We start from the raw sequence: 19,528 nt of genomic DNA, 5'->3' as shown, positions 1-19,528 counted from the left end.
CACACCAGACAACCCACAACCACAGTTGTGAGCGATCATCCTTTTCGGTTGGATGTCGCTTTGAAATCCTCGTCATGAGCAAACGGAATGCGTAATTCAACGCAAATACCGGGCCGGTCAGAACGGTTCCGCATCTGATAGCTTCCCCCTACTGCCAAGATAATCCGCGCCACCTGAGCCAGGCCCAGCCCCATTCCTTCGACCTGACCGGTAAAATTACGTTCGGCCTGGTAGTAGGGTTGCCATATCTTCTGCAATTGTTCAGGTGGTAAATGCACGCCATCGTCACACAATACCAGACGAACTTGCTGCTGGGCAAGATCGGCGTCAACCTGTAACGTCACGACCGGATGTTGTTGAGGATGGAACTTCCGGGCATTTTCACACAATTCGCGCAAAACAATCTCTAAACTACGCCGTGAAATGAGTAAGCGACGGGCGTCAAGCGCCGGATCAATCTTGAGGCTGATCGTTGGCATTGCCAGATCTTGATTGATAGCGGCAACGATCATCGGTAAATCGAAGACAGTACATGGATCAATTTGCTGAATATCACCAGGACTACTTGCATAAAGCAAAATATCGCCAATAGCATGTTGTAAACGATGAGCACTACTCAGCGCAATCGCTGCAATGTTACGTGCCATCGCACGATCCATATGCTCGATATTATCGTGAAGAATAGTCAAACCATTGATAATACTCGTTAGGGGGGTTCGCAATTTATGCGAAATGGCGGTGTGAAACGTCCACATATCACGTTGGGCAGTAATTTGTTGTGTTACGTCACGGAGCGTCACCACCACCTGATCGTCAGTAGCCTGGATAATTGTGGCTTCAACCTGAAGCCACTGCTCGGCGCTATGGAGTGTCTCTGGATGAACGAGATAACGTGGTTCCGCTATCGCAGCGGGCCACCGCTCCCAGGATTCTGGTGGAACTAGGCGATAGCGCTGAGCCACTAATTCTCGTAGTGTCTGAACAGGCTGATCATACGCATCAAGACCAAGGTACGTGCGGGCACGTTGATTGGCATAACGAATCCGGTCATTCCGGTCGACAATCACGTAAGCGTTATCGGATGTCTCGACCACCCATTCAAAACGTGCTCGCTCGGCATTTACTCGCGCTTGCTCTTGCAGCAATCGACGGTACCGGTTCAGGCGTAAGACAGTGTTAATGCGCGCCTGTAACTCACCTGGATCAAATGGCTTGGTAATGAATTCATCGGCGCCAGATTCAAATCCGCGGATCTTTGCCTCACGATCATGCAGGCCCGTGATCATCACAATCGGTATCTGAGCCAGCATCGGATCGTCGCGCAGCCGCCGACACACCTCGAAGCCATCCATGTCTGGCATCATTACGTCGAGCAAAATCAGGTCAGGCAGGTACTGCTGAGCAAGCTGTAGCGCCTGCTTGCCGCGCTGAGCAGTAAGCAGGCGGAGGTTGAAAGGGGTAATAATTTCGACGAGCAGTGAGCGCATCAGCTCATCGTCGTCAACGATCAAGATCGTATTTTGTTCCATGGTTATATCGTACCACAGAGGCATTACGGTTAGCATGACAAAATTATTCGTTTTGAAGGGAGGCTTTTGTCGGATCAAAACAGACCACGTTGTTGTTTAAAGGGAAAGTATCTTACGCTCTGGAATGGGGAGAGGACAGAGGGAAAGAGCGGTGAGACAACGGAGTTGACTGACATATCCGTAGCGCTTATCCGCTTCTCGCGCTATCACCGCACGACAGATCAATCGTGACAATACGTTAGCGCACAATGGATGTGGAAGCCACCTGTGCGCTTGCAGGGGGTAAGGTGCCAACCGATGGGTTGCCGTGCACCTGGAGGGAGACGGGGAAGCTCACTCGTTTTCGCTTTAGCACCCTTCCTCCCCCAAGATGAGAGAACGTGCGGTTAGCAGACAGCAATCTACAGAAAAGCATCCAGACACTTTCAGACCGGCCCCAATCCCGCCCGTGTAGCCTGGATGATGCTTAACAACTCATCATCACTTAACGAATAACCATTCTGCTCCCACCACTGCCGATACCAGGCCAGATTGGCCGTAAACGCTCGGATCACCTCATCACGACTGAGCGGTGGTATCTTCCGCCGCAATGCCTCCCGTATCTCCTGCCGATCATCCTCGGTCAAATCAGGCAACGATTCGAGAATGCGGTCGGCGCGCAGTAGAAACAGCTCACGCTCGATAGTTGGAAAATCGCCATTGATCTGACGAATATTGCCGAGATAGGCAACAGTGCGTTGCCGTGGTTGACCACGCTCATCACGGTAGCTCTCGACGAGATAGGCGTCGTAAAAATTGGTATTGGCAATCTCAGTATTTTTGTGTTTGCGCACAACCCAACGAATATACATAGCGCAACTCCTGCGCGAACGACCGGCGATGCTGTAGGCAGCGGTTCCATCAGTACGAAAAACCACAGCACTGTTCACCGATAAGGCATCGCTCGATGGTTCAGTCGATTGATCCTACCATCCGCGACGAAAGAGAGATGAATATCTGAAGGTTTGCTTTTATTTGCCTATTATAGCATATTTAACCGTTTTTGTCATGTCTTTTTGCTTTTAAATCAAAAAATTGTCTGAAAAACGCAATAGGGCTGATCAGCGTTGTTGGGCAGGTTCCTTACCTTCCCAAACCGGCACGCAAGGCTAAGCTTGCGATGGTTTGAGAACCTGCGCCTTCTATCGTGCCTCACTGCTGCGCTCTCCTCAGTCTCCTCTGCCGGGTAGGGAGGAACGGAGATACCATCCGTAAAGGTGGCAGAAACGTAAACAGGAGGGGCGAACGTCTCTTTGCCCCTCCTGTCTCACTGATTTGGCAGAGCTAATCCTGTTGCCCGCAATGATCGGGCGGCAGCGCCCTAGCGCTGAATGATCGGCACCAGTACCCGATAGGTAAATTGCACTGCCGGGCTGATGATACTGAACTCATTTTGATCACCATCAGCTTCAATCTCAACCAACCAGTAGTGGTAGCTGACACCCGCCTGCGCCGTGCGGTCAAACCACTGGTAGCTGGCCCCACTACCCGCACTGCCTTGAGCCGGGATCGGTACAGTGACGATGGGCCTGGCATCGGCACGGTTACCGCTACTGCTCCGCAGCAACAGGAAGCCAACTGTGTCACGTTCGCTACCGGTCACCCAGCGCAGCAGCACACCACTTCCCTGGCGCTCGGCAGTGAAGCTGAGCAGCGTGATGGCGGTTGGCGGCGCCGGTTGATGGATACCCGCCCACCAGCTTGTATCGGTCTGACCGTACCCGAGCGTGAAGATGGCTGTCTGCTGCGTATTCGGATCGACATCGCTATCACGATTTTCATCACCGCCCTGACCGGGGGCACTGAATACCCACCCATTCGGTATCGTGAATGTGAGGTAGTACTCGCCCGGCGGCAAGTTTGTGAACAGGTAGGAACCATTGCTATCGGTTACTACTGTATCGACGAGCGTTCCATCAGACCGATACAGGCTGACAGTGACACCACTGACACCCTGCTCTCCTGGATCGGCAATGCCATTCGCATTGAGATCATTCCACACCCGATTACCAACACTGGCCGGACGGTAGAGACCCGCGTCCCAAGTCAGGTCAGTCTCGCCGGATTCGAGCATCGTTGCGGTCATTGCGCCTGTGGTTGGATTAGCATCAGAGTCGATGGCATCATCGCTGCCCCGATTGGCTGCGGTGAAGACATACCCTGCTGGCGCGACCACCGTCACCGTGTACGTCCCTGGCGCCAGGTTGTTGAACTGATAGGAGCCGGTGATGGTGGTAGTTGTGGTCAAAGTGACTGTGGCGCCAGCACCGGTCGTACCACTCAACTGCACCGTGACGTTCGCCATCCCCAACTCACCAGCATCCTGCACGCCGTTGCCGTTGGTATCCTCCCAGACAAAGTCGCCGATGCTGGCCGGGCGGTAGAGACCCGCGTCCCAGCTCAGATCAACTTCGCCGGATTCGAGCACCGTCGCGGTCATAACACCTGTATTCGGATCGGCATCCGAATCAACGGTATCATCACTGCCCTGATTGGCTGCGGTAAAGACATACCCTGCTGGCGCGATCACCGTCACCGTGTACGTACCCGGCGCCAGGTTGGTGAAGCGGTAGTTACCATTAGCATCGGTAACGACACTCATGTCAATACTATTCCCATCGGCATCGGTACCGGTTAAGCGCAGAGTGATCCCTTCAATACCCGGTTCATCGCTATCCTTGATACCGTTACCATTCCGATCCTCCCAGACCAGATTACCGATACTGGCCGGGAAGATCAATCCGGCATCCCACCGCTCATCGTCGGTTCCACTCTGCAAGGTAAAGACCGCCGTTGAGCTGTTATTCGGATCAACGTCGGAGTCAGTTGCTCCATCACCTCCTGCACCGGGTCGGGTGAAACGGCCACCGGTTGGAAGCTCACTGAAGACCAAATAGTAGGTACCGGGTGGTACATCCTCGAACATGTAGAAGCCGTCGCTGTTTGTCCGTTGAGTAGCGACAACGGTATCGTCAGTTGTGCCGACATTCCCATCGTCTCCCACATCGTAGAGTGTAACCAGCACATCTGCAACACCCGGTTCACCACCGTCTTGGATGCCATTCCCGTTCAGATCGTTCCAGACCCGATCACCAACCGTTGCCGGACGGAAGATACCGAAATCAACGGTCAGGTTGCTATTGCGGCCATCGCCATCGACTGTCGTGTCTGGCTCGGTATCAGGTCGCAGGGTTATCAGGCTACTGATGATGGCCGCATTACTTTGTCGCGTACCGTTATCGTCGTTGTCGAGATCGCTGTTTGCCAGAACACCCGGCTCATACGGCCCACTAGTCAGCGAGCGAGCGCCGGTGCTGCTACGATAGCCATACCACGGCGAGTCGGCTGCAAACTGCGAACCCGGCAATACGACAAAGTAGTTGCCCTGTGGCAAGTTCGTGAAACGGTAGAAACCATCACCATCGGTGAAGGTAGTATCTACCAACGTGTCGGCTTCATCCCACACTCCATTGCCATTGCCATCACGGTAGAGCCGAACCTCGATTCCACTAGCACCGTTTTCGCCACTGTCAACAACACCGTTGTTATTGACATCCTCCCAGACCAGGTTGCCCAGACTGAGCAGCGGATAGAGACCTGCATCGCGACTCAGATCGGTCTGATTGCTAAGCAAGGTGAAAGTAGCAGTTTCACCAGTTGCGGTAACGACATCACTATCGGTAGTGTCATCACTGCTGCTGTCAGCCGGGCTGAAGGTTAATCCGGCCGGAATATTCGTGAATTGCAACCGATACTCACCGGGCGGCAGATTCGTGAAGAGGTATTCACCATTGTTATCAGTCGTAGCAGTGCGGCTGATGTCATCCGCCGTCCCGAACACGCCATCAGGGCCGGCTCCGGTCAAAGTCACTACAATGTCACGGATGCCCGTCTCAGTAGCGCCTTGTACACCGTCGCCATCCGTATCGAACCAGACCCGGTCGCCAATACTGGCCGGGCGGTAGAGGCCCGCGTCCCAGGTGAGGTCAACTTCGCCGGATTCGAGCACCGTCGCGCTCATTGCACCCGTGGTCGGGTCGGCGTCGGAGTCGATGGCATCATTGCTCCCTTGATTGGCGGCCGTGATGACGTAACCGGTGGGTGGTACGACCGTCACCGTGTACGTCCCCGGCGCCAGATCGTCAAAGCGGTAGAGGCCATTACTGTCAGTCGTGGTTGTTCGGCTCACGGCAACGCCTGCGCCCGTCGTGCCACTCAGCCGTACTTCAACCCCCTCCAGCCCTGGCTCACCAGCATCCTGCACGCCGTTGCCGTTTGTGTCCTCCCAGACGTAGTTGCCGATGCTGGCCGGGCGGTAGAGGCCCGCGTCCCAGGTGAGGTCTACTTCGCCGGATTCGAGCACCGTTGCGCTCATTGCGCCTGTGTTCGGATCGGCATCCGAATCAACGGTATCATCACTGACCTGATTGGCTGCGGTGAGAACGTAACCGGTGGGTGGTACGACCGTTACCGTGTACGTCCCCGGCACCAGGTTGTCGAAGCGATAGAAGCCATTACTGTCAGTTGTGGTTGTTCGGCTCACGGCAACGCCTGCGCCCGTCGTGCCACTCAGCCGTACTTCGACCCCCTCGACCCCCGGCTCACCAACATCCTGCACCCCGTTGCCGTTGGTGTCCTCCCAGACGTAGTTGCCGATGCTGGCCGCACCGAATAAGCCAGCATCCCAACTCAGATCTTCCTCACCCGAAACCAGCGTTGTTGATGGCATCACTCCGCCGGAGTCGGCATCGGAGTCTTGTGCATCATCACCGCCCTGGTCGGCTACTGTGAAGCCATCACCAGCCGGTGCGATGACAGTAATGGTATAGATACCCGGCGCAAGGTTGTCAAACCGATAGAGGCCACTGCCATTGGTCGTGGTTGTTCGGCTCACAGCAACGCCTGCGCCAGTCGTGCCACTCAGCCGCACTTCAACATTCGCCACTCCAGGCTCACCAGCATCCTGTACTCCGTTGCCGTTGGTATCGCGCCAGACCCGGTCGCCAATACTGGCCGGACGGTAGAGGCCCGCGTCCCAGGTTAGGTCAACTTCGCCGGATTCGAGCACCGTCGCGCTCATTGCACCCGTGGTCGGGTCGGCGTCAGAGTCGATGGCATCATTGCTCCCTTGATTGGCAGCCGTGATGAGGAACCCTGCTGGCGCGACCACCGTCACCGTGTACGTCCCCGGCGCCAGATCGTCGAAGCGGTAGAAGCCGTTATCGTCGGTGATCGCGCTTCGACTCACCGTGACGCCTGCCCCCGTCGTGCCGCTTAACTGGACGGTCACGCCCCGCCCCCCCGGCTCACCAGCATCCTGCAGGCCGTTGCCGTTGAGGTCCTCCCAGACGTAGTTGCCGATGCTGACCGGACGGTAGAGGCCCGCGTCCCAGGTTAAATCGACTTCTCCGGATTCGAGCACCGTTGCGCTCATCGCACCCGTGCTCGGGTCGGCGTCGGAGTCGATGGCATCATTGCTCCCTCGATTGGCGGCCGTGATGAAATAACCGGTGGGTGGTACAACCGTCACCGTGTACGTCCCCGGCGCCAGATCGTCAAAGCGGTAGAAGCCGGTAATCGTGGTCGTTGCCGTCAGATTGACCGACGTGCCAAAACCGGTCGTTCCACTCAACTGGACGGTGACGTCCTTCACCCCCGGCTCACCAGCATCCTGCAGGCCGTTGCCGTTGAGGTCCTCCCAGACGTAGTTGCCGATGCTGGCCGGGCGGTAGAGGCCCGCGTCCCAGGTGAGGTCAACTTCGCCGGATTCGAGCACCGTCGCGCTCATTGCACCCGTGGTCGGGTCGGCGTCAGAGTCGATGGCATCATTGCTCCCTTGATTGGCAGCCGTGATGAGGAACCCTGCTGGCGCGACCACCGTCACCGTGTACGTACCCGGCGCCAGATCGTCGAAGCGGTAGAAGCCGTTATCGTCGGTGATCGCGCTTCGACTCACCGTGACGCCTGCCCCCGTTGTGCCGCTTAACTGGACGGTCACGCCCCGCACCCCCGGCTCACCAGCATCCTGCAAGCCGTTGCCGTTGGTGTCCTCCCAGACGTAGTTGCCGATGCTGGCCGGACGGTAGAGGCCCGCGTCCCAGGTATTGTCGATCTGACCACTTACCAGTGTGAAGGTAGCAGTTCGCCCAGTTGTTCGGTTTGCATCTGAATCGCTCGCATCCGAACCTGTATCGGCAAAGGTAAATACATAACCCGCGGGCAGGTTGCTGAATTCAAGGTAGTACTCACCGGGCAGTAGACCGCTGAAGCTGTACGAGCCGCCGCCAGTCGTGGTGACGGAACCAACCGCAGTTCCGTCGGCTCGATACAGGGTCACAGTTACTCCATCGATCCCATTCTCGCCACTGTCTTGCTGTCCGTTGCCATTGACATCTTCCCAGACGAAGTTGCCAACACTGGCCCGATTAAAGACACCCATATCCCACGTCTGGTCATTAGCACCGATGGGGAGGGTGATAACTGAAGTGAGGCGAGTGGTCGGATCGGCATCGCTGTCAACGGTATCATTGCTACCCTGATCGCGTGGGCTGACATCGCTATAGCCAGCCGGTAGCGCGAATTGGAGGTAGTACGATCCGGGAATCAGGTGCGTGAAGCCGTAGATACCGTTCATGTCAGTTGTTGTGCTCACCACCAGCGTATCATCATCGCCGCCAATCGCGTTGTCGGGGCCGGTGCTGAATAGCTCAACCATTACACCACTGACCCCGTTCTCACCACTATCCTGCACGCCATTGGCATTCTGGTCATTCCAGACCAGATCGCCAAGGCGGGCGTGACGGAAGAAGCCAAAGTCAACCGTTAAATTACCGTTCGTGCCGTCACCGTCAACAGCAATGTCCGGCTCAGTACCGCGGGCCAGCGTGATCGGCGCGCTGTCAACATTGCCACTGCCATCAGTGGTACCGTTGTCATCATTGTCTACATTATTATCCGGATCGGGCGCTGCCTCATAAGGACCGGTCACCGAGCCATTGGCACCGGTGCTGGAAACAAAGCCGGCTAGGGGCTGCCCGGTTGCAAACTGACCGGCCGGAATACGCACAATGTAATTCCCCTCGATCAGATCGGTGAAGTTGTACAAGCCGCCGCCCAACGTGGTAGTGGCGGCCACAAATTCGCTATCGTCAGCCTGGTTGTTGCCGTTGCTGTCAAGGTAGAGTTCGACCCGTACCCCATCAATCCCAGCTTCACCAGCATCAACGACCCCGTTGTTGTTCAGATCGTTCCAGACCAAATTACCGAGGGTGAGCGGCTCGAAGAAGCCGAAGTCGAGGGTGAGGTTGCCATTGGCATCATCGCCATCGGTGGTTGGCTCAAACGATGGATTGAGCGAAATAACACCACTGACAACACCGTTGATTGTGTCGGTACCGTTGTCATCATTGTCTACATTGTTATCCGGATCGGATGCTGGCTCATAAGGCCCGGTCGCGGATCCGTTGCTACCGGTGCTTGAGCGATGGCGATAGAGCGGCTGACCAACGTCGAAGTTGCTGGCCGGAATAACCACAATGTAGTCACCCTGCTCCAAACCGCTGAATAGATAGGCACCGTTGCCATCCGTAGTTGTGAAGGTAACAAACTCTCCTGTATCGGCCTGGCCATTACCATTGCTATCGCGGTATAGCTCAACCCGCACATTGGGAATACCGCTCTCGCCACTGTCAACGACACCGTTGTCGTTGGCATCGTACCAGACCAGATTACCCAAGGTGAGACGCGGATAGAGGCCAAGATCCCACGTCCGATCATTATTGTTGGTGTTGCCAAGTGTGATATCGGCCGTTCGCAAGGTGATCGGATTGACATCTGAGTCGAGTGTATCATTACTACCCTGATCAAGTGGACTGATAGCATACTGAGCAGGAATGTCACTGAAGACCAGATAATAGGTACCGGCAATCAGGCGGTTGAACAGGTAGCTGGTAGCTGCCGCGACTGACGTGCGGGTGATCGGCTGGATTCCAGGTGTATTCGGGTCACCATCGAGTGGCTGATTGGTTGCCGCATTGTAGATTGTAACCGTCACACCAGCAATATAGGTTGTTTCACCAGTATCTTGAATACCATTACCGTTGGCATCCAGCCACACCTGATCACCGATCTGACCTTCGTCGAACAGACCAAAGTCAATGGTCAGATTACTGTTCGCATCAATGGCCGGATTGTTCACACCGGTTGGCATGGCCGTATCGGGTTCGCCAGTAGGCATCATCCCAACGCGCACCGTAAAGACAGCGCTGCGCTCGTTGTTTCCATTAGCCGTGCCGTTGTCATCATTATCAACCGTGCTGTCATCAGGATCAGGCGCCGGTTCGTAGGGGCCGGTAGCCATACCATTGATACCGGTGCTCGACACATTACTAGCATTCGAGACCAATTCTACCACGTAATTTCCGCCATCACGGAGGCCACCAAACAGGTAACGACCGCCGTTACTGGTTGTCGTGGTAATGACGGCTGTCGCTTCACTACCATTTAGTACGCCATTCCCATCGGCATCGTAGAACAAGCGCATCTCTCTACCGTTGACATATCCGGTACTTGCATCTCCAGCATCAAACACGCCATTGTTGTTGTAATCGAGCCAGACCCGATTCCCAATCGTCAAGCTGTAGAAGCCGAAATCAACGGTCAGGTTCGTATTGCTATCACCATCTTCGTCGGTTGGCTCACCACCGAGGCTGAGCGTTACTGCTGCGCTGCGAACGAGATCGGTTGCAGCGCCGGTCACAACCCCCACGTTCGGCCCGATACCGTTGTCATCGCCGTCTATGTCGGTATCGGGATCATCGGCGCTATCGTTGGCGTTTCCACCATCACTGCTGCGGAAGAAACGTAACGCCCCACCACTGGCAAAGTTGCTGGCCGGAATGACAACCAGATAGTCACCCGGTATCAGGTTATCGAAGCGATATTCCCCGCCACCACTGGTTGTAGTCGTCGCCACCAGCGTATCAGTAGCGGCATCGTAACTGCCATTGTTATTCACGTCGCGGTAGAGTTGGATTTCAACGCCGTTAATGCCCGGTTCACCCGCATCAACGGTACGGTTATTGTTGTAGTCATGCCAGACCAGATTGCCCAACGCCAGTGGACGGAAGAAACCGAAGTCGAGGGTCAGGTTGCCATTGTTCCCGTCACCATCAGCCGTTGGCTCGTCTTGCGAGCGCAGGGTGATGATAGCAGAACGGACGTTACCACTCCCATCAGTCGTCCCGTTATCGTCATTATCGACGTTGTTATCGGGGTCTGGGGCTGCCTCATAAGGACCGGTTGCACTTCCCACTATACCCGTGCTTGAACGGAACGCAGGCTGCGTACCACTCGGTCCCAGCGCCTGACCGATGGCGAAGTTACTCGCCGGAATCTCAACCAGGTAATCACCTGGATCGAGGTTGTTGAAGCTGTAGAAGCCATCACCGGAGGTTACCGTTGATACAATAGGTGTATCTTCGCCGACGTCAATCGTGCCATTACGATCTGTGTCGCGGTAAAGATTGACCGTTACCCCGTCAATCCCACCCTCACCAGCATCGAGCAGGCCATTATTGTTGACGTCATTCCAGACCCTATTCCCTAAATTGACAAGCTGGTACAGACCGGCGTCCCAGGTTAGGTCTTCCTCACCGACAGAGAGTGTAGTGACGCTAGTAAAGCCGCTTGTTCTATCAGGATCGCTGTCAATGTTATCATTACCGCCCTGATCCTGTGGGCTACGGACATAGCCGGTTGGTAAGGCAAAGTTCAGATAGTAACTACCCGGAATGAGATAATTGAACCCATAACTGCCATCAGCAGCAGTTGTTGCGGTTGCAACCAGGGTATCACCAGCACTTGGCTGACCGTTACCATCGGTATCGAAGAAGAGTTGGACAGTCACACCACCGATACCGGTCTCGTCACCACCATTCTGCACGCCGTTAGCATCGCGATCAAACCAGACCAGATTCCCAATTCGGGCCGGCCGGAAGAGGCCGAAGTCAACGGTCAGGTTGCTATTCTCGTTGCGCGCCGGATCGGTCAGCGCAGCGGGTAACGGATCGCTCTCACCGGTTGGTTCACTATTGGGCCGCAAACGCACAATGGTGCTCCGCACCACACTACCGCTTTGGGTACCGTTATCATCACTGTCAGTCGCGTCGGTATCAGCATTGGGCGCCGGTTCATACGGCCCGCTGGTGCTCCCGTTCGTGCCGGTGCTCGACACATAACCTGCCGGTAAGACCACTTCTACCAGATAGTCGCCCTGTACCAGACCACTGAACAGGTAGTAGCCACCGTGGTTCGTCGTGGTGGTAGCGACCGGTGTCGTTTCACCAGCATCGTTTACATCCCCATCGCCATTGAGATCACGGTAGAGACGTACAGTAACGCCATCAATACCAACCTCACCCGTGCTGAGTTGACCGTCATTGTTGGTATCTTCCCACACCCGATTGCCCAATGACAGGAGCTGGTAGAGACCGGCATCCCAGGTGAGATCATTCTCCCCCGACTCGAGATCAATCGTGATCGTAGTCGCTGTCGCACTTACACCAGTCGGCACATCGGAGTCTGTAGCATCGGTCGCTGCCGGTGCATCGCCAATCGTGAAGGCGTAGCCATTAGGCCGGGCGAAGCGCACACGGTAGAGGCCGGGTTGCAGATTCGTAAAGCTATATGCGCCGCTGCCATTGGTCGTCGTGGTCGCCAATGTATCATCAGCCGTGCCGAAGGTGCGGTCACGCCCGGCGCCGATCAACGCTACAGACACATTGACAAAACCAGGTTCACCCGTCTCTTGCACACCGTTCCCGTTCAGGTCTTCCCAGACGAAATCGCCCAGGCTGGCCGGAATGACCAGACCAGCATCCCACGTCAGATCGATCTCACCCGACTCAAGGACGGTGGCGATCATGACACCTGACGCATCAGCATCACTATCATTGGTATCATTCGCTCCGGCAACTTCTGTTGCTGTTATATCGCGATAGGTGAAGACTTCGCCCGTCGGTGCAGTGACGGTAATCTGGTATGTGCCCGGTACCAGATTGGTAAAGCTGTAGAAACCACCACCTGACGTCGTGGTTGTCTGATTAACAAGGGCGCCACTACCGGTTGTGCCAGTTAGTGTCACTGTAACACCATCAAGTCCTGTTTCGCCGGTATCTTGCACACCATTGCCATTCGTATCGCGCCAGACCCGGTCGCCAATCGTTGCCGGACGGTAGAGACCAGCATCCCAGGTCAGGTCTTCCTCACCCGATTCAAGGGTTGTTGTGGTCATCACACCGGCAGCGTTTGCATCCGAGTCGCCACTATCATCACCCTGATCGGCTGCGGTGAAGAAGTAACCGGCTGGAGCAGTAACGGTAATGGTATAACTGCCCGGTGTGACATTATCGAACAAATAGAAACCGTTACTGTCGGTTTGAGTCGTTCGCGACACCGGATCGCCTGCACCGGTCGTGCCATTCAGAGTCACCGTGACATTCGGGATGCCCGGCTCGCCAGCGTCCTGGCGACCATTGCCGTTACGGTCTTCCCAGACGAAGTTGCCAATTCGGGCCAGCCGGTAGAGACCGAGGTCGTATTGCGGATTGTTCCCTGATACCGGCGTGAATGGCGCCGTCTCAAAGGTGGCATTGGCATCGCTATCAAGCTGATCATTCCCACCCCGATCCTGCGGACTACGCACATAGTCGGTTGGGATTTCGCTAAAGCGAATGCGGTAGGTACCAGGGAAGAGGTTGGTAAACTGATAAAGACCATTGCCATCAGTGTACGTGTAATCGAGCACGACACCATCGCTGTCGCGCAATAGCTCAACGCGCACACCGGGAATGCCGGTCGTCTCATCAGCATCCTGAATACCATCGGCATCCAGATCAAGCCAGACCCGATCGCCAACAGTGATCGTCTCGAAGATACCGGCATCAACGGTGAGATTGTTATCGCCTGAATTCAGACGAACGATTCCGGTGCGACCGTCAATTGGATTGGCGTCACTATCGGCAGTATCATCACTGCCCTGATCCAGCCGGGTGAAGGAGTGGTTGGCCGGTAGGTTACTAAAGACCACATAGTATTCACCTGGTGCGAGATTGGTGAAGAGGTATTCGCCGTTGGTATCAGTCGTCTGGGTCACGACCAGCGTACCATCTATCCTGTAGAGGCTTACCGTGACCCCACTAACCCCGCTCTCGCCCGCATCTTGCGTCCCATTAACATTACTGTCAAACCAGACCCGATTCCCCAGACTGGCCGGATTCAGCACACCCATGTCGAGAGAACGGTTTGACGCGCCGGAGAGTAGTTCGACAATTGGGGTGCGCCGGTTAGCGTCAACGTCACTATCGGTCTCGTCGGTCGCCACGACCGCATCACGCGGGCTGAGCAGACTGTAACCGGGTGCAGTACCGAACTGGACGAAATACCGGCCAGGTTGCAGATTGGTAAAGAGGTATTCGCCACTACCGTTCGTTGTTGTCGAAGCGACCAGGACATCATCGGCCGTACCGGCGATACCGTCAGTCCCAGGCTGGTACAGAGAAACCGGCACATTCGCTACACCAAGCTCGCCACTATCCTGTCGTCCGTTGCCGTTGACATCGTGCCAGACCCGATCACCGAGGCTAGCCAATTGATACAGGCCGAGGTCCCAGCGCAGATCGTTTTCGCCAGCACTTAAGGTCGTCGTGGTTGTCAGGAAGGTGTTCGGATCAACATCGGAGTCGGCGTTGTCGTTGCTACCCTGATCCCGTGGGCTGACGATATAACTGGCAGGAACGACAAACCGCAGGTAGTAATCACCGGCCAGCAGATTCTCGAAGCGGTAGAAACCATCGGCATCGGTGACGGTAGTATTCAGCGGGTTACCGGCGCTATCGTACAGCACAACCTGTACACCTGGTATGCCAGCCGTCTCACTCGCATCCTGGATACCGTCCGCATTGTCATCACGCCAGACTCGATCACCAATGCTGGCCGTCGGCACAATCCCGAAATCCCAGGATGGATCGTTCTCACCCGGATCAAGCGTGGTTGCCGCCGTTTGCCGGGTCACTGGGTCGGCATCACTATCGCGAGAGTCGTTACCCCCCTGGTTCTGAGGGCTGGCACGATGACCGGCGGGCAAGCTAAACTCAACGTAGTAGTCGCCTGGCACCAGATTGGTGAACGTGTAGATACCACTGCTGTTCGTCGTTGTAGTGGCTACCGGAACACTGCTACCGGGCCGGTAGAGACGAACCTGCACCCCACCGACACCCAGCTCGCCAGTATCTTGAATCCCATTGTTGTTGGTATCGCGCCAGACCCGATCACCGATTGAAGCGAACACGAACAGACCCATATCCCAGTTGGGATCATTCTCGCCCGGCGCCAGATCGATCAGGGCAGTGCGGCGAGTAGTGACATCGGCATCACTATCAGCCGCATCATCAATTCCCTGATCGGTTGCAGTGAGAGCGTAACCGTCCGGCGGCGAACCAAACTGCACAAAGTAGCGACCGGGTGGCAGATTGGCGAAGCTGTAGAGACCATTGACGCCGGTTGTAGTTGTAGCCACCAGTTCATCATCAGCCGTACCTGCCACACCATCGTAGCCAGGGCGATAGAGACTCACCTGAACACCGCTAACCCCCGGCTCACCAGCATCTTGAATGCCGTTGTAATTCAGATCATTCCAGACCCGATCGCCAAGACTGGCCAGCAGTGCCACCAGACCAGCATCCCAACTCAGATCGGTCTGATTGGCGGTCAAGGTGATAACCGGCGTCAATCCGCTAGCGTTAACATCACTATCCAGCTCGTTGTTGGTACCTTGATCGGCGGTCGTGAAGCTGTAGCCAGCAGGCAGATTGCTAAAGCGCACCCGATACGTACCGGCGTTCAAACCGGTGAAACCGTAGCGACCGGCGCCATCGGTCACGGTTATCGTTGGCTGCACACCGGGCGTACCCGGATCACTATCTATCGGATTCCCACTACCATCGAGCAACTCAACCGTGATACCGGCTACGCCCGGCTCGCCAGCGTCCTGAATCCCGTTGCCGTTCGTATCAAACCAGACCCGATCGCCCAGAGCTGCACCTCTGATAAAGCCAAAATCGAGGGTCTGATTGCCATTTGCATCATCACCGTCTGTTGTCGGCTCACCACCAACTGATAGTGTGATCGGCAACGAGCGGACGATGCCGGCAATCAGTGTACCGTTATCATCATGATCGACATCATTATCGGGGTCAGGCGCCGGATCGTTGCCACTACTCGAACGCATTCCGTACAACACACCACCAGGAGCGAAGTTATCGTCGTCAACAACTACGATATAGTTACCGGCAGTTAGATTGGTGAACTGATAATACCCGGCCTCACCACCGACCGTACTGGTGGTCGCACCGCCAACGTACTCACCGGAATCGGGGAGACCATTATTGTTCACATCACGGAACAGGCTTAGACGCACACCATTAATACCGGATTCGCCGTTCGTCGGCTCATAGCGACCGTCGTTATCACGGTCATACCAGACCCGATTACCGAGACGCAGATTCCCGGTCGGTACAATCAATCCAGCATCACGACTACGATCAAGCTGGTTTGCAGCCAGCGTGAAGACACCGGTTCGTCCGGTAGTTGGATTAGCGTCAGAATCCTGATTATCGTTACTTCCGCTGTCTGCTGTCGTAAAGGTAAAGCCGGTTGGCAGGACAAACTCAATGAAGTAGCTGCCAGCACTCAGCCCACTGAAGAGGTAATACCCCGGCTTACCAAGCAGATCATCGGCAGTGACGGTTGTGGCAATTAGGGTACCGCTGCCATTGTATAGCCGCACCGTGATCCCATTGACCCCATCAGACGGTGGTTCATCCTGGACACCATTCCCGTTGCGATCAATCCAGACATAATCACCAACTGCGGTGACGGTAACCAACCCCACGTCCCATCTATCATCATTCTCGCCTGATTCCAGCGTTGTGACTGCACTGTAGCGCGAGATCGGATCAACATCTGAGTCGCGAGTATCGTCACCACCCTGATCGGGCGTTGTAAAGCCATACCCAGCCGGCGGCGTTACCCGAATGTAGTAATCGCCGGGAGGAATGTCATCAGGATCAGAGAAGAGATAGTAACCGGGGTTGCCATCATTATCTGGGCCAGAGATAGTAAAGCCAACCCAACGGTCGCCAGCACTCGGCCCGGCAATACCATCACTGTCCTGGTAGAAATCGATCCGTGCACCATTCACCCCAGTTTCGCCAGGGTCTTGCACACCATCGAGGTCGGCATCGAGCCAGACGTAATTCCCATACGAAGGCGGTATAACCGCTCCTCGCTCAATACCAACTCGTGGTGGTTCGGCAGCCAGCAACGGATTCCCGTAAATATCAAACGCCCGATAGCCAAACGTATTCCAGGCAATCTCGCCAGGGGTACCACCTAACGGCGCCCGCATCGGCCACGTTATCACCACCGAATCTTGCGGGTAGAGAATACGGCTGCCAAAATCAATCCGCACCGAACGTACCGTCGTGATGTCAGCCGGTAAGGTCGTTGACCATTGTGGATCGACACAACCAGGTGCGTCTATCGGATTGCCTCCAGTATCGGTCAGACCCAGGTCGGGATTGCGACAAGGATTGTTCGTTGTACTGTAATAGACGGTTGCCCCATCGGGTACAGCGATAGGGCCGGCCAGATACGGTTGCCACTGGCTTTCACGCGGCTGGTTAAAACGCACGACGCCGACATCACCAACCCACGGCAAAATATCGATCAACACCAGATTGGTCAAGGGAACGGAGTTGGTATTGGTAATGATCAGCCGATAATCAGCCATACCACCGGGTGTTGTTAGACCGGTGTTGGGATCGCGTGTCCATTCAGTATCGAGCTGGCCGAGTACCCATTTTGCCGAACTGGCCGTCGCTGCGGCCGCCAGGCTGAGGCTGGTAATCGAGGAGGAACAGATCAGTTCACTGATGTTGCCATCGCCATCGAAATCGTGGCTATCAGCAAGTTGTTGATGACATTGATCGATGAAAATCTGACCGGGCGGGTTGGCAAAACTGGCTAACGACGCAGTATTGGCGATGGTACCGGTCACCGTAGCCGGATCGATCCGCGCCTGGAAGCGAATCGTAAAGGAAGCATTCGGCGGTAAATTATAGCCCGGCCAGCGCCAACGCAGCAGGGTACGACCGGTACCGTTGTAGTTGTCAATCACATCCAACACCGGATCGGGGGCGCCGGTCGGCTTCGAGACCACAACTGAACTGCCCAGAACGTAACGTAGACTTTCAACCAACAGATCGGCCAAAACCGGATCAACCAGACCGGCGCCAACACCACCGAGCTGAGAATTGTTCAGCGTGATCGTGTAGGTAACGGTGTCACCAGCATAGGCTACCGCCGGGTCAACTGATTTACTTACAACTGCACGAGAACCTGGCTCAACGATTCGCGTGCGAGCTTCATCAAGCCGCGTAGCAGTATACCCGTTGTAAGTGAAGGTACTGGTCGCCTGATTCACCACGACCGCATTCACCGGCACTGCGGTCACCACAGCGCTGAGGTTATGTCCAGTTGCGCTAAACCCAAACGGTAACGGATCGAGGTAGCGCCAGCGAATAGCAGTAATCCGCTCGCCAGCGCCGAGGGTCAGCGTACTACAGCCACCACCTGAAGCCGGCGCAATATTCACGCAGCTTGTCGTGGTAAACGGACTCCCCGGAACTGGCGTAAAGGTGGAATTCAAATTTGTCGTGTACTCTAACTCGACTCGCACACCGGAGATATTTCCACCAGCCACTGTAATGCGTGTAACCTGCAACTCAGGCGGAACCGGATCGGTTACCACCACATCATTCAATGGCGTCGTGCCGGTGTTAATGGTATTGAAGGTATAGGTCACGGTATCACCCACCAATGCCGAAGTGGGGCCATTTTTGGTAAAGCCATACCCTGGCGTTGGCGGCTGAATCCGCCGTACATCATCATCGGTCAACGTGATTGTCGCCGAACCGGCCTGGGCAGAGACATTCATCACATTGCGCACTTCAGTCCCGACGGGAAACGAAGCCGAAGGGAAGATAACCGTCACCGTGCGAGTTGCGCAGAGATTGCCTGGCACCGTTAGGCTAGTCGCTGGCCAGGAGACGGTATTCGTGCTGCTATTAAACGAGCCACCATCAGAAGCACTAACGAACGTCGCCCCTACAGGCAGCGCATCGGTAATCTGCACATTGGTCAGATTCAGCGCACCCGAACCATTATCTGGAATACAGACCTGAAGCTGATAAGTCGTCGGCACATCGGGAGCACCACCTGACACAAACGTCTTCGTAGCGACGGCACGTGGCTCAGCGCGAGCAGTAATTGTCAACGGATTCGACAAGCGCGGCGGCGCCGTGGTTGAACGCATCTCGGCCCGCAGCGTAGCCGTTGTTCCATCAGGGGTTATACCGGCGGGGAAACGCACCCGCAATTCCAACCGTCCACTATCACCCGGTGCTAGCGGCGAACTGAACGTCCATGTCACGGTGCGAGTAGTCGGATTGTACGATGCCGAAGTACCAGCACCAAGCGCCTGCACATCACCAGAACCACCGGCCAGCTCTGGCGGGATCACTGTAGTGACGGTCGCGTTTTCGCAAGGTGTACTGACAACGCTCGAACAACTGTAATCAACATAAATCACTGACCAATCACCGCTGTTGACCACCGGGAAACTGGTACTGAGCATAACATTGACGGTGGCGTTAGCCAGAGCCACATCAGGCCGCAGACTAACGAAAACTACAGCAATGATCAGGAACAGACTGAATAGAAAACGACGGGCAGCGACGAAGTGTGACATAAGATGACCCCACATAACACATTGATTACTCGGCAACAGCCGAAGTACGACCGAATGGTCAAAAAACAGTATATGTCTCCGGCGCACCAGA

The 19,528-nt window shown here is 55.5% G+C and carries 3 protein-coding genes; all 3 read right to left on the bottom strand.

The genetic code is table 11. The features are described from left to right. Positions 1 to 35 precede the first annotated feature (35 nt). On the bottom strand, positions 36 to 1,529 hold the full coding sequence (locus QTO31_RS19060; protein ID WP_301430737.1) for a response regulator: 1,494 nt from the start codon (positions 1,527 to 1,529) through the stop codon (positions 36 to 38). A 425-nt stretch (positions 1,530 to 1,954) separates the two neighbouring features. Further along, complete coding sequence (locus QTO31_RS19055; RefSeq protein ID WP_031460362.1) at positions 1,955 to 2,380, bottom strand: hypothetical protein; 426 nt, start codon at positions 2,378 to 2,380, stop codon at positions 1,955 to 1,957. Between the two features lie 509 nt (positions 2,381 to 2,889). Further along, positions 2,890 to 19,437 (bottom strand): SdrD B-like domain-containing protein, encoded by a 16,548-nt coding sequence (locus QTO31_RS19050; protein WP_301430734.1) that lies wholly within the window; start codon positions 19,435 to 19,437, stop codon positions 2,890 to 2,892. Positions 19,438 to 19,528: the final 91 nt, after the last annotated feature.

Source organism: Chloroflexus sp. MS-CIW-1 (genome assembly GCF_030444705.1).
Lineage (GTDB): Bacteria > Chloroflexota > Chloroflexia > Chloroflexales > Chloroflexaceae > Chloroflexus.
This window is presented reverse-complemented; position numbering and strand designations above follow the sequence as displayed.